Raw genomic sequence first — 13,114 nt, 5'->3', positions numbered from 1 at the left:
ACGCCGCCCACCGGGCATGTTCGACCGGTTCCCGCCCCGGGTTACTTGATCCAGGCCTCGACCTTGTCGCGGTTGGCGTCGACCCACTTCTCGGCCGCCGCCTCGGGCGTCATCTTGTCCACGGCGATGTACTTGGCGACGGTGTTCTGGTCGTCGTTGGTCCAGGTGAAGTTCTTGACCAGGTCATAGGCCGGGCTGCCCGACTCGGCGAACTTCGTGCTGACGATCTTGTCGAGCTCGTAGACGGGGTAGTCGCAGGCGACCTTCTCCGCGTCGGCGTCGCAGCCCGTCTTGTACTCCGGCAGCTTGACCTTGACCAGGGGCACCTCGGCCATGAACCACTGGGGCTCGTAGAAGTAGCCGATCACCCATTCCTTGTTCTTCTCGGCCTTGCGGAAGGCCTGGATGAGCGCGGTCTCGCTGCCCGCGTACACCACCTTGAAGTCCAGCTTCAGGTTCTTGACGAGAGCCTCGTCGTTGGTGACGAACGACGGGTCGCCGTCGAGGAGCTGACCCTTGCCGCCCGACTCCGAGGTCTTGAACTTGTCGGCGTACTTGTCGAGGTTGTTCCAGTCGGTGATGTCGGGGTGTTCCTTCGCCAGCCACGGCGGCACGTACCAGCCGATCAGACCTTTGTTTCCGGTCGCGCCGGCCTCGACGGCGGTCTTCTGGTCGGTGATGTACTTCTTCTTCAGATCGTCGTGGCCCCAGTTCTCGATGACGGCGTCGACCTCGCCCGTCCCGAAGCCCTGCCAGGCGATCTCCTCCTTCAGGTCCTTCTTGGTGACCTTGCAGCCGAGGTCCTTCTCCGCGACGTACGCGACGACCGCCGCGTTCGCCTCGTAGCCGACCCACGGGTTGACGGCGAGGTTGAAGGTGCCGCACTTGCCGGAGTCGCCCGAGCTGTCGGAACCCGAGGAACTCTCACCGACCTTCGCACCGCCGCAGGCGGTGAGGGCGAGGCCGAGAACGGCCAGTCCGGCCACGCCGGCTCTCCACTGTCGTATCCGTGTTGCCATGGTCAGTGCTCCTTATGCGCTTACGCGCCGCGCCGCGGCCTGAGTGATCCGGTCGAACATGACTCCGAGAAGGACGATCGCGAGCCCGGCCGCGAGTCCCTTCCCGTACAGCTGCCCCTGGGAGAATCCGGCCACGACGTCGTAACCGAGAGCGCCCGCTCCCACCAGGCCACCCACCACGACCATCGACAGTACATAGATCAGGCCCTGGTTGGTGGCGAGCGTCAGCGCACTGCGTGACATGGGCAGTTGAACCTTGGTGATGATCTGCCAGGTGTTGCACCCGGCAGAGGTGGCCGCCTCGACGGTGGCCGCCGGCACGGCCCGCACACCGTCCGCGATGATCTTGATGGCGACCGGGGCGGCGTAGACGATCGCGGCGACGATGGCCGTGAAGCGGGTCGCGCCGAACAGCGCGAGGAACGGCACGAGATACACGAACGGCGGCATGACCTGCGCCGCGTCCAGGGTGGGCCGCAGTACCCGGTCCGCCAGGGCGCTGCGCCCCATCCACACGCCGAAGGCCATGCCGAGCACCATCACCAGCACCGTCGCGACGAGGGTCGACGCCAGCGTGGTCATGCTGTCCGACCACAGGCCCGTGCCGAGCAGCAGGCCCACGCACACGGCCGTGGTGACGCCGGCGCGCCAGCCTCCGAGCACCGTGCCGAGCCCGATGAGCACCGCGGCGACGAGCCACCACGGGGAGTCGGTGAGCAGCGACTGGAACGGGTTGAGGAGGCCGTTGGTGATGGCGTCACGGAAGGCGTTGGTGAGGCCGGAGAGGCTGTCCTGCACCCAGGTGGTCGTGGTGTCCGCCGCGCTCGCGATGGAGGAGCCGACGCCGCCCTCGCTGGGGAACTCGGCGGCCCACACGTAGGTGTGCGACATGTAGACGAGGACGGCCGTGACCACGCCGCCGACGGCGAGCAGCGGCCGCCGCCAGGCGACGAACCGGCCGTCCGAGCGCCGGGCAGCCTCCTGGCGGGCGCTGGCGGCGGTGGTGACCCGGTCGAGGACGATCGCCATGACGACGATGGCGAGTCCCGCGTTGAAGGCAGTGCCCACGTCCAGCGACTGCAGGGCCTGAAGGACGGTCTTGCCGAGGCCGGGCGCGTCGATCAGGGCGGCGATGGTCACCATGGCCAGAGCGGCCATGATCGACTGGTTGACGCCCATCACCACGGTCCGCTTGGACATCGGCAGCAGAACCTTCAGCAGCGCCTGCCGGCGGGTCGCGCCCAGCGAGTCGGCCGCCTCGACGGTGGTCTCCGGCACCGACCGGATGGCGTGCGCGGTGATGCGGATCGCGGGCGGCGCCGCGTAGATCACGGTGGCGATCGTGGCGGAGGCGCCGCCGATGAGGAAGAACAGGGTCAGCGGGGCCAGGTAGACGAAGGTCGGCATCGTCTGCATGAAGTCCAGGAAGGGCGTCACGACCCGGTTGAACCGCTCGGACAGCCCCGCCCACACACCCAGCGGGATCGCGAACAGCAGCGCCACGAACACCGCGGAGACGGTGAGCGCCAGCGTGTCCATGCTCTCCTGCCACAGACCCTGCAGCCCGAAGAAGGTGAAGCCGGCCACGGCGAGCAGCGCCACCCGCCAGTTGCCCACGGCCCAGGAGACGTAGCCGGTGATCCCGACGACGCCGAGCCAGCCGATCTGCGGGAGGGGGCGATCGGCCGAGGGCTGGGAGATCAGTTCCTGGATGAAGGTCACCAGGGTGTCGATGACCAGACGGATCTCGTTGAAGAAGTACAGGAAGAGCGGGTTGGAGTTCCGGTTGGCGCCGATGGAGTCGTTGAGATCGTTGATCCACCGGTGCAGGTCCGTGAGGTCGGCCGCGGCCAGGGTGAGGGTCTGCTTGCCGCGCAGCACGGCGAAGAGCACCAGCCAGGCGATCAGGATCGCGGCCACCACCGTGCCGCGCCCGACCTGGCGCACGCGGGCGGCGGGGGTGGCGGCCGGGGGCGCGGAGTCCGTCTTGCGGGGCGGTTCCGGCTTCTGCGGTTGTTCGGGCTTCTCCACGGCGACGGTCATCACATGCCGCCTTCCTGCCCGGCGACCACCGCGAGGATCTCCTCGTCGCCGACGATGCCGATCAGTTCACCGTTCTCGACGACCTTGACCGGCTTGTCGGCCGCCAGGACCGCACGGGTGGCTTCCCGCACCACGACGTCCGGGCCCAGCTCGGGGCCGTCCAGGGCGTCGCCGTCGTTCAGCGGGCGCATGATCCACCGCAGGGTGAGGACGTCGGCGCGCGGGACGTCCTTGACGAACTCGCGTACGTAGTCGTCGGCCGGGGCCCCGACCAGTTCGTCGCCGGTGCCGCACTGGACCATCTTGCCGTCGCGCATGATGAGGATGCGGTCGCCGAGCTTGAGGGCCTCGGAGAGGTCGTGGGTGATGAACACCATCGTCTTGCCGACCTCGTGGTGCAGCCGGATGACCTCGTTCTGCATGTCACGGCGGATCAGCGGGTCGAGTGCCGAGAAGGGTTCGTCGAAGAAGAGGACGTCCGGGTCGCCGGCCAGGGCCCGGGCGAGCCCGACGCGCTGCTGCATACCGCCGGAGAGCTGGTCGGGGTAGGAGTTCTCGTAGCCGGAGAGACCGACGAGTTCGACGACCTCCAGGGCCCGTCTGGTGCGCTCGGCCTTGCTCATGCCGCGGATCTCCAGGCCGAACGACACGTTGTCGACGACGCGGCGGTGGGGCAGCAGCCCGAAGTGCTGGAAGACCATGGAGAACTTGCGGCGCCTGAGGTCGCGCAGACGCTTGGGGTCCGCCTCGCGGATGTCCTCGCCCTCGAAGACGATCTCCCCGGCGGTGGGTTCGATCAGCCGGGTCAGACATCGCACCAGCGTGGACTTGCCGGAGCCGGACAGACCCATGACGACGAAGACCTCGCCCTTGCGGACGTCGAAGTTCACATCGCGCACCGCGGCGGTGCATCCCGTACGGTCCATCAGCTCGCGGCGGGTGAGACCGCACAGTTCCTCGGACTCCGGCACCCGGTCGGCCTTCGGCCCGAACACCTTCCACAGCCGGCGCACGGATATGACCGGAGTACCGTCCGAGTCCTCGGGGGTGCTGCGCCGCTGCGGCGCCTCGGTCTGTGTTGGGGTCACGATCGACCTCTTCTCGGCATTCAGCCGCGGAACCAGTGTTGCGGCCGGGGTTGGATGTTCTGCCAGATGTGTTTGGGCTCTCGGTACTCGTTCAGGCCGGTCGGTCCCAGCTCCCGGCCCACGCCCGAATGCCCGAAGCCACCCCATTCCGCCTGCGGCACATAGGGGTGGTAGTCGTTGATCCACACCGTGCCGTGGCGCAGCCGCCGGGCGACCCGCTGGGCCTTGCCCGCGTCCTGCGTCCAGACGGCTCCGGCGAGTCCGTACTCGGTGTCGTTGGCGATGCGTACGGCGTCGTCCTCGTCGGTGAAGCGCTCCACGGTGAGCACGGGTCCGAAGGACTCCTCGTGCACCACGCGCATGTCCTGCCGGCATTCGTCGAGGACGGTCGGCGGGTAGTAGTAGCCATCCGCGAGGGCCGGGTCGTCGGGCCGTGTGCCGCCGCAGCGGAGCACGGCGCCCTCGGCGATCCCCGCCGCGACGTACGCCTCGACCTTCTCCCGGTGCTGGGCGGAGATCAGTGCCCCGGTCTCGGCCTCGGGGTCGAAGGGACCGCCGAGCCGGATCTGCCGGGCGCGGCGGACCACCTCGTCGACGAAGGCGTCGTGGATCGAGTCCTCGACGATCAGGCGGGCGCCGGCCGAGCAGACCTGGCCCGAGTGCAGGAACACGGCGGTGAGGGCGAAGTCCACGGCCGTCTCGAAGTCGGCGTCGGCGAAGATCACGTTGGGGTTCTTGCCGCCGAGCTCCAGCGCCACCTTCTTCACGGTCGCCGCGGCGGTGGCCATGATCCGCTTGCCGGTCTCCAGGCCCCCGGTGAAGGAGACCATGTCGACACGCGGGTCCTCGGAGAGGGCGGCGCCCACCTCGGGTCCGGTACCCAGGACGAGGTTGGCGGCGCCGGCCGGGAGTCCGGCCTCCGCCAATGCCCTCATCAGCAGGATCGAGGTGGAGGGGGTGAGTTCGCTGGGCTTGAGGACGATCGTGTTGCCGGCGAGGAGGGCCGGGGCGACCTTCCAACTGGCCTGCAGCAGCGGGTAGTTCCAGGGAGTGATGAGCCCGCAGACACCGATGGGCTCGTAGACGACCCGGCTGACGGCGTCGTCGCGTCCGGTGTCGATCACCCGGCCGGCGTCGGTTCCGCCGAGACCGCCGTAGTAGCGGAAGCAGGAGACGACGTCGGCGATGTCGTACTCGCTCTCGACGAGCCGCTTTCCGGAGTCCAGCGACTCGGCGCGGGCGAACTCCTTGGAGTCGCGCTCGACGATGTCGGCGGTGCGCAGCAGCAACGCTCCGCGCTCCCGCTCGGGGGTCTGCGGCCAGGGTCCCTCGTCGAAGGCGCCGCGGGCCGCGGCGATCGCCGCCTCGGTGTCGGGACGTGTCCCTTCCGAAACGGTCGCGGTGAGCGTGCCATCAGCGGGACAGCGGATCTCCCGGCGCCCTCCGGCCACCGGATCCCGCCATTCCCCAGCCACATACAGATCTGCCACGCGCCAAGCCCTTCAGCTGAAATGCGTTGCGCATCGTGCATTCAATTGCTTGTGGTGGAACACCTTTGCGAATGCCATAGACATACGTCAAGGGGTTGGCTGATGACGATTTCACCATGAGAGCACTTACCCGACGACTCTTGACCGCGAGCGGCGTCGAGCCGACCATGTTGCGTATCGCTCACCATGTTGTGCAATACGCACCGACGGAGGCCATCATGTCCCCTCGACCGCAACCTGGCCGTGAGTTCGTCCTCACCCTCTCCTGTCCCGACAGCGCCGGACTGGTCCACGCGGTGAGCGGCTTCCTCGTCAGGAACTCGGGCAACATCCTGGAGAGCCAGCAGTTCGACGACCGTCGCCAGGGCCGATTCTTCATGAGGGTCCACTTCGACGTCTCCGACCCGGACGCGAACCTGAAAACTCTGCGTTACCGATTCGGTCCCGTGGCCGAGGCGTACGGCATCACCTGGGTCCTGAGCGAGGCGTCGACCCCGACCCGGACGCTCATCATGGTGTCCAGGTTCGGTCACTGCCTGAACGACCTGCTCTTCCGCTCGCGCACCGGCACCCTCAACATCGAGATCCCCGCGATCGTCTCCAACCACCGGGACTTCGAGGGGCTGGCGGACACCTACGGCATCCCCTTCCACCACATCCCGGTCACCAGGGACACCAAGGCCGAGGGCGAGGCGCGCCTGCTGGAGCTGGTCCGCGACCTGGACATCGACCTGGTGGTGCTGGCCCGCTACATGCAGATCCTCTCCGACGACCTGTGCAAGCAGTTCGAGGGCCGCGCCATCAACATCCACCACTCCTTCCTCCCCAGCTTCAAGGGCGCGAAGCCGTACGACCAGGCCTACGACCGCGGGGTGAAGCTCGTCGGCGCCACCGCGCACTACGTGACCTCGGACCTGGACGAGGGGCAGATCATCGAGCAGGACGTGGTCAGGGTCGACCACTCGCTGGACCCCGGCGACCTGGTCACCGTCGGCCGGGACGTCGAGGCGCAGGTCCTCGCCCACGCGGTGAAGTGGCACAGCGAGAGCCGCGTCATGGTGGACGGCAACCGCACGGTGGTCTTCCGCTGAGCGATACGGCAGGACTGCGGGCGGAGCCGGACTTCCGGCTCCGCCCTTTGTTGATCCGCCCCTTGCCGCTCTGCCTCTTTGCCGCTCCGGGCCCGTCCGTCTTCGTATACGGCCGTGGGGCTCCTTCAGCCGCCGAGGCGCTCCAGCAGCGCGCGGCGCCACGCCTCCGTCTCGGCGATCTGGTTGAACGTGAACAGGTGCAGCCCGGCCACCCCCGACGCGGGCGCGGTGAGCGCCTCCTCGGTACGCGTCAGCAGCCTCTCCGGCGTGTACCCCCCGGGCGTCGCGAACCGCAGGAACCACGACGGGTGCTTCGTCAGGAAGCGCGTCGACTCGCCCACACCGATCTTCGTCGCCATGGACAGCAGCTTCGCCCGCTGAACGGGGCCGGCGACACCGACGTGCACGGGCAGGGCGATGCCCCGGCCCCGTATCCGGGCGATCCACTCCCCGAGCACGCGCGGGTCGAAGCACAGGTTGCTCACGATGTACGTGGCGTGCTCGCGCTTGTCCCACATCGCCTGGACGGTGATGTCGTCGTGGATGAGCGGATGGCTCTCGGGGTAGCCGGTGACACCGACGCGCGCGAAGGGCGCCCCCAGCTCACTCAGCCCGCGGAGCACCGGCAGCGCCCCGTCGTAGGCCCCGGCCGGCGGGTCGGCGTCGCCCGCCGGGACGAAGACGTCGTCCACGCCCGCCGCACGGAGCCGGTCGACGACGTCCTTGAGGTGCGCGTCGTCCCGCAGCAGCCGCGCGGGCACGTGCGGGACGACGCGGTGGCCGTGCGCCGCGAGCCGGGCGGTCAGGTCGAGGGTGGGTTCCAGGCCCTTGACCGGCGACGCCGTCACGGTGACGACGACGTCGCGCGGAACATGGGCGAGGACCTTGTCCTCGGTCGCCTTCGCGGGCAGCACCTCGTAGCGGACGCCGTTCAGCAGCGCCCGGAGTCCTGCGGCGCTCAACCCCTACCCCGCCTGCTGCTGGGCGTCACGGTGGCGGTAGTACGCGGCCTTGGACGGCGCCAGCGGCTCCTTGCCCAGGATCAGGTCGGCGGCCTTCTCCGCGATCATCATCACCGGTGCGTAGATGTTGCCGTTGGTGACGTACGGCATCACCGACGCGTCCACCACGCGCAGCCCCTCGACGCCGTGCACCCGCAGGCTGTCCGGGTCGACGACGGCCATCTCGTCGGTGGAGGGGCCCATCTTGCAGGTGCAGGACGGGTGCAGGGCGGTCTCGCCCTCCTTCGCGACCCAGGCGAGGATCTCCTCGTCCGACTCCACCTGCGGCCCGGGCGAGACCTCCCCGTCGTTGTACGGGGCGAGCGCGGGCTGGCTGAGGAGCTTGCGGGCCACGCGGATCGCCTCGACCCACTCACGGCGGTCCTGCTCCGTGGAGAGGTAGTTGAACCGCAGCGCGGGGTGTTCGCGCGGGTCCTTGCTCTTGATCTTCACCGAGCCGATGGCGTCGGAGTACATCGGTCCCACGTGCACCTGGTAGCCGTGGCCGCCGGCCGGCGAGGAGCCGTCGTAGCGGACGGCGATCGGCAGGAAGTGGAACATCAGGTTGGGGTACTCGACGTCCTCGTTGCTGCGGGCGAACCCGCCGGCCTCGAAGTGGTTGGTGGCGGCGGGGCCCTTGCGGAAGAGCCACTGCAGCCCGATGAAGGGCGCGCGCCACTTCGCCATGTACGGCTGCATGGAGACCGGCTGCTTGCAGGCGTACTGGACGTAGACCTCCAGGTGGTCCTGCATGTTCTCGCCGACGCCCGGGAGGTCGTGGACGACGTCGATGCCGAGGGCGCTCAGCTCCTCGGCGTTGCCGACGCCGGAGAGCTGCAGCAGCTGCGGGGAGTTGATCGCGCCGCCGCTGAGAATCACTTCCCCGGCGCGGACCTGCTGGGGGGCGCCGCGCCCGCGCCGGTACTCGACACCGACGGCGCGCTTGCCCTCGAAGAGGACACGGGTGACGAGGGCACGGGTCTTCACGGTGAGGTTGGGCCGCTTGGTGGCGGGCTTGAGGTACGCCTTCGAGGCCGAGAGCCGACGTCCGCGGTGGACGTTGCGGTCGAACTTGGCGAAGCCTTCCTGCCGGTAGCCGTTGACGTCGTCCGTGGGTGCGTAGCCCGCCTCCTCGGTGGCCTTGAGGAAGGCACCGAAGAGGGGGTTGGTCGCGGGGCCCCGTTCGAGGACGAGGGGGCCGTCGTGGCCGCGGAACTCGTCGTCCGGGTCGGCGGCGAGACAGTTCTCCATGCGCCGGAAGTACGGCAGACAGTGCGCGTAGTCCCAGTTCTGCATCCCCGCGTCGGCCGCCCAGCGTTCGTAGTCCATGGGGTTGCCGCGCTGGAAGATCATGCCGTTGATGCTGCTGGAGCCGCCCAGCACCTTGCCGCGGGCGTGGTAGACGCGGCGGTTGCCCATGTGGGGTTCGGGCTCGGACTCGTACTTCCAGTCGTAGAACCGGCTGCCGATCGGATAGGTCAGCGCCGCGGGCATGTGGATGAAGACATCCCACGGGTAGTCGGACCGGCCGGCCTCCAGCACCAGCACCCGGTTCGCCGGGTCCGCGGAGAGTCTGTTCGCCAATGCACAGCCGGCTGATCCGCCGCCGACGATGACGAAGTCGTATTGCAAGGGAGCCATGGTGCCTCGTCTCGCTCGCGCCGTAGATACGCGAGCATGCTAGTCGAGTAGCGCTATACGCACTAGGTTGCGAACAACGCAACTTGCAAGGTCAGTGTTTCGCCGTCGTTACTTGCAATGGTGTTGTTTACTACGCGTATAGTTTCACTGTGAGCAACTACAGCAACGACACGGAGACCTCGAACTCGCAGGCCGGCGGAGTGCAGTCCGTGGACCGCGCCATCAGCGTGATGGAGATCCTGGCCCACCGGGGCGAGGCGGGCGTCAGCGAAGTGGCCGCGGAAATCGAAGTTCACAAGTCCACCGCCTTCCGCCTTCTCGGCGCCCTGGAGGCGCGCGGCCTGGTGGAGCAGGCGGGCGAGCGGGGCAAGTACCGCCTCGGCTTCGGCATCGTACGCCTGGCCGGCGCGGTGACGGGACGCATCGACATCACCCAGCAGGGCCGCCCCGTCTGCGAGAGCCTGGCCGAGGAGATCGGCGAGACCGTCAACATCGCCGTGCTGCAGGAGCACTACGCGGTCAACCTCTACCAGGTGCGCGGTCCCGGAGCGGTCACCGCGCACAACTGGGTCGGCCAGCTCACCCCGTTGCACGCGACGTCGAGCGGCAAGGTCCTGCTGGCCTATCTGCCCGCCAAGCAGCGCGCCGCGCTGCTCGCCGAGGCCGGCCTCAAGAAGGTCACACCGCACACCATCACCTCGAGGACGAAGCTGGAGAAGCACCTCGTCGAGGTACGGGAGGCCGGTTACGCCTGGACCCAGGAGGAGCTGGAGATCGGCCTGCACGCCATGGCCGCGCCGGTGCTCGACCGGGAGGGCGAGGTCATAGCGGCGCTCACCGCCTCCGGCCCCTCGTACCGGTTCACCGAGGAGCGGATGCGCGAGCTGGCCCCCGTGCTGATCAAGGGCGCCGAGGAGATCAGCCACCGCATGGGCTACCTGGGCTGACCCGCCCGGCTACTGCGAGCCGCCCAGGCGCTCGGTCACCCAGTCGTGGAAGGCGCCTATGTGGTGCTCGCTGGGCACCAGTACACCGCCCTTGGCATACAGCCGTGAGTGCATTCCGGGCTGCGTCCGCTCGCACGCCTCGAAGTCCTGCCGGTTGACCCGGTCGAAGAGTTCCACGGACCGGCTGACGTCCTTGCCGCTCTCGACGACGTGCGGGAGGTAGAGCCAGTCGCACTCGACGATCGTGCGGTCTACGGCCACCGGGTACATCCGGTGGAAGATCACATGGTCGGGGACGAGGTTGATGAAGACCTGCGGCCTGACGGTGATCGCGTAGTAGCGGCGGTCCTGGTCCTCGGCGACGCCGGGAATGCGGTCCAGCCCCTCGGAGCCGTCCACCGTGAAGCCCTGGACCTCCTCACCGAACTCGGCGCCGTGCCCGACGTAGTACTGGGCCGCGTAGCCGTCCGCGAACTCGGGCAGCACCTCGGTGAGTTCGGGGTGGATCGTGGCGCAGTGGTAGCACTCCATGAAGTTCTCGATGATGAGCTTCCAGTTGGCCTTGACGTCGTAGACGATCCGCTTGCCCACCGAGAGGTTGTCGATGTCGTAGCGCTCGATCGACTCGACGTCGCCGAGCCGCTCGACGACCGCGCCCAGCACGTCCTCCTCGAACGAGGGCGGGTTCTCCGCGAGACAGACCCAGACGTAGCCGAGCCATTCGCGGACGGCCACGCTCACCAGGCCGTACTCGGTGCGGCCGACGTCGGGCATCTTGGTGAGGTTGGGAGCCGCGACGAGCTTGCCGTCCAGGCCGTAGGTCCAGGCGTGGTACGGGCACTGGAAGGCCCGCTTGACCTCGCCGCTCTCCTCCGTGCAGAGCTTGGCCCCACGGTGCCGGCAGACGTTGAAGTGGGCGCGGATCGAGTTGTCCCGGGCTCGGGTGATCAGGATGCTCTCGCGGCCCACGTCGACGGTGCGGAAGGCACCGGGCTTCGCCAGGTCCGAGGAGCGGGCGGCGCAGAACCACATCGTCTCGAAGATGCGTTCCTGTTCCAGTGCGAAGATCGCGGGATCGGTGTAGGAGGAGCCGGGGAGGGTGGCGATCAGGCTGTCCGGCAGGCTGGTCGAGGTCACAGGGCACTCCTCGGAGGAACGTCGTGGATCGGGCGGTCACGCGCCGGGAAGAGCGAATCCGGACGGCGGTGGAGGTGAAGCGACGCTGCGTGCCGTGGCGGCCGCAGCGTGGGGTGGAGCGCGTGCCGGGTCAGGAGGCCGCGGCGGCGAGCTGCTTGCGCCAACGGGTGAACAGCCGTGGCTGGTTCATCCCGAGGACGGCGACCGGATGGCCGGCGCGCCGGTAGACCGCCAGGATGTTGCGGTCGTCGGGTGCGCCTTCCTCGACCGTCACGCTGTCGGCGCCGGCCGCGTGACCGGCGAACTGGATCTTGACGCCGTACTGGTCCGACCAGAAGTACGGCGGCCGGGGCACACCCGGTTCCACCGCTCCCCCGGCCAGCAGGGTGGCGACGGCCGCCGCCGGGCGTTCCAGTGCGCCGGTCCAGTGCTCCACGCGGCGATGCTCGCCCGCGCGGGGGTCGTACCAGGAGGCGCAGTCGCCGACCGCGACCACGCCGGCCAGGCTGGTGCGGCCGTCCGCGCCGCACTTCACGCCGTTGTCGAGCGCGACGCCGGATCCTTCCAGCCAGTCGACGCACGGGAGTGCGCCCACCCCCACGACGACGAGGTCGGCGGGGATGCTGCGGCCGTCCTCCAGCAGGACGGCCTCGACCTTGCGCTCCCCGCTCAGGCCCTTGACGCCGACTCCACACAACAGCCGTACGCCGTGGTCCAGATGGAGGGCGGAGACGATGCTGCCCATGGCCTGGCCGAGCGGGGCGGCGAGGGGCGTGGGTGCCGCTTCGACGACCGTCACCTCCAGCCCGAGCGCATAGGCGGTGGAGGCCACCTCGGCGCCGACGAATCCGCCGCCGATCACGACCAGCCGTCCCCCCTGGACCAGTTCGTCCCGCAGGGCGCGGGCGTCGTCCAGGGTGCGCAGGACGTGGACGCCGGCCAGGCCCTCGGAACCGGGCAGCCGGCGTGCGGCCGCGCCGGTCGCGATGACGAGGCCGTCGGCCTGGATCTCCCTGCCGTCGGCGAGCCGGACCGCACGCCGGGTGCGGTCCAGGCCGGTGGCGCGGGCTCCGAGGAGCCACTGGGCCCGCAGGTCCTCGCCGTCCGTCTCCAGGGCGAGGTCGGCCTCGCCCAGGTCGCCGGCCAGGAACTCCTTGGACAGCGGGGGCCTGTCGTACGGACGGTGGGACTCGTCGCCGATGACGACCAGCCGTCCGTCGTAGCCCTGTTTCCGCAACGAGCGCGCCGCCGACAGACCGGCCAGCGAGGCGCCCACGACGGCCACGGTCCTCACGCGGGACCTCCGGCGAGCCGGGCCGCGACGCAGGGCGGCAGATTGGGGGCGTCCGTGGACACCCGGACGTGGATCATGCCGTCCTCGATGACGACCTCGTGGGTCCGGACCGGAAGCTTGGCCGGCGGGGAGTCGACGGCACCCGTCCTCAGGTCGAACTTCGAAGCATGCAGCGGGCATTCCACCTCGCAGCCCTCCAGCCAGCCGTCGGCGAGCGAGGCGTCCTGGTGGGTGCAGGTGTCGTCGATGGCGAACACCTCGCCGTCGTCGGTGTGGAACACCGAGACCGGCGGGTCGATGTCGAGCCGGATGGCCTCGCCTCGCGGGAGATCTGCGAGACGGCACGCGGGAATCATCATGACA

Annotated in this window: 11 protein-coding genes; 2 read left to right on the top strand and 9 right to left on the bottom strand. The window is 69.1% G+C overall.

What is annotated here, in order from left to right; genetic code table 11:
* Positions 1-41 precede the first annotated feature (41 nt).
* Genes OG858_RS43420 through OG858_RS43405 form a run of 4 tightly spaced genes read right to left on the bottom strand, consistent with a single transcriptional unit; the run spans position 42 to position 5,640 of the window.
* A complete protein-coding gene (locus tag OG858_RS43420) occupies positions 42-1,019 on the bottom strand; it encodes an ABC transporter substrate-binding protein (RefSeq protein WP_086752942.1) in 978 nt (325 codons plus the stop codon).
* Between the two features lie 12 nt (positions 1,020-1,031).
* Positions 1,032-3,062 (bottom strand): ABC transporter permease, encoded by a 2,031-nt coding sequence (locus tag OG858_RS43415; RefSeq protein ID WP_328543861.1) that lies wholly within the window; start codon positions 3,060-3,062, stop codon positions 1,032-1,034.
* Complete coding sequence (locus tag OG858_RS43410; protein ID WP_037698142.1) at positions 3,062-4,150, bottom strand: quaternary amine ABC transporter ATP-binding protein; 1,089 nt, start codon at positions 4,148-4,150, stop codon at positions 3,062-3,064. Before OG858_RS43410 ends, OG858_RS43415 begins: the two co-directional genes overlap by 1 nt.
* A gap of 20 nt (positions 4,151-4,170) precedes the next feature.
* Positions 4,171-5,640 carry an aldehyde dehydrogenase family protein gene (locus OG858_RS43405; protein WP_086753189.1) on the bottom strand — a complete coding sequence of 490 codons (1,470 nt, stop codon included), beginning with the start codon at positions 5,638-5,640 and terminating at the stop codon, positions 4,171-4,173.
* Between the two features lie 218 nt (positions 5,641-5,858).
* Between OG858_RS43405 and purU the strand changes: the two genes are divergently transcribed.
* The gene (gene purU, locus OG858_RS43400) at positions 5,859-6,731 is read left to right on the top strand and encodes a formyltetrahydrofolate deformylase (RefSeq protein ID WP_037698147.1); all 873 of its coding nucleotides are present in this window, start codon (positions 5,859-5,861) and stop codon (positions 6,729-6,731) included.
* A 125-nt stretch (positions 6,732-6,856) separates the two neighbouring features.
* Here the strand turns inward: purU and OG858_RS43395 are convergent, their stop codons facing one another.
* Together OG858_RS43395 and betA are read right to left on the bottom strand one after the other, a co-directional pair.
* Complete coding sequence (locus OG858_RS43395; protein WP_086753187.1) at positions 6,857-7,693, bottom strand: methylenetetrahydrofolate reductase; 837 nt, start codon at positions 7,691-7,693, stop codon at positions 6,857-6,859.
* A gap of 3 nt (positions 7,694-7,696) precedes the next feature.
* Positions 7,697-9,373 (bottom strand): choline dehydrogenase, encoded by a 1,677-nt coding sequence (betA, locus tag OG858_RS43390; protein ID WP_086753185.1) that lies wholly within the window; start codon positions 9,371-9,373, stop codon positions 7,697-7,699.
* Between the two features lie 200 nt (positions 9,374-9,573).
* On the opposite strand from betA, the gene OG858_RS43385 reads away from it, so the two are divergent.
* Positions 9,574-10,320 (top strand): IclR family transcriptional regulator, encoded by a 747-nt coding sequence (locus OG858_RS43385; RefSeq protein ID WP_086753191.1) that lies wholly within the window; start codon positions 9,574-9,576, stop codon positions 10,318-10,320.
* Between the two features lie 9 nt (positions 10,321-10,329).
* On the opposite strand, the gene OG858_RS43380 is transcribed toward OG858_RS43385, so the two are convergent.
* The 3 genes from OG858_RS43380 to OG858_RS43370 form a co-directional block, all read right to left on the bottom strand.
* The gene (locus OG858_RS43380) at positions 10,330-11,457 is read right to left on the bottom strand and encodes an aromatic ring-hydroxylating oxygenase subunit alpha (protein WP_086753183.1); all 1,128 of its coding nucleotides are present in this window, start codon (positions 11,455-11,457) and stop codon (positions 10,330-10,332) included.
* 130 nt (positions 11,458-11,587) lie between these two features.
* The gene (locus tag OG858_RS43375; protein WP_328543862.1) at positions 11,588-12,751 is read right to left on the bottom strand and encodes an NAD(P)/FAD-dependent oxidoreductase; all 1,164 of its coding nucleotides are present in this window, start codon (positions 12,749-12,751) and stop codon (positions 11,588-11,590) included.
* On the bottom strand, positions 12,748-13,110 hold the full coding sequence (locus OG858_RS43370; protein ID WP_037698159.1) for a bifunctional 3-phenylpropionate/cinnamic acid dioxygenase ferredoxin subunit: 363 nt from the start codon (positions 13,108-13,110) through the stop codon (positions 12,748-12,750). The genes OG858_RS43375 and OG858_RS43370 overlap by 4 nt, the downstream gene beginning before the upstream one ends.
* Positions 13,111-13,114 lie beyond the last annotated feature (4 nt).

This window comes from Streptomyces europaeiscabiei, from assembly GCF_036346855.1.
Taxonomy (GTDB): domain Bacteria; phylum Actinomycetota; class Actinomycetes; order Streptomycetales; family Streptomycetaceae; genus Streptomyces; species Streptomyces europaeiscabiei.
Note: the sequence above shows the minus strand (reverse complement) of the source record. Positions and strands in the feature narration are given on the sequence as shown.

What these genes read in the sequence shown, in the direction of transcription:
- betA (WP_086753185.1), bottom strand. Translation starts at nt 9,373, where the DNA reads ATGGCTCCCTTGCAATACGACTTCGTCATCGTCGGCGGCGGATCAGCC.
- OG858_RS43415 (WP_328543861.1), bottom strand. Translation starts at nt 3,062, where the DNA reads ATGACCGTCGCCGTGGAGAAGCCCGAACAACCGCAGAAGCCGGAACCG.
- purU (WP_037698147.1), top strand. Translation starts at nt 5,859, where the DNA reads ATGTCCCCTCGACCGCAACCTGGCCGTGAGTTCGTCCTCACCCTCTCC.
- OG858_RS43420 (WP_086752942.1), bottom strand. Translation starts at nt 1,019, where the DNA reads ATGGCAACACGGATACGACAGTGGAGAGCCGGCGTGGCCGGACTGGCC.
- OG858_RS43370 (WP_037698159.1), bottom strand. Translation starts at nt 13,110, where the DNA reads ATGATGATTCCCGCGTGCCGTCTCGCAGATCTCCCGCGAGGCGAGGCC.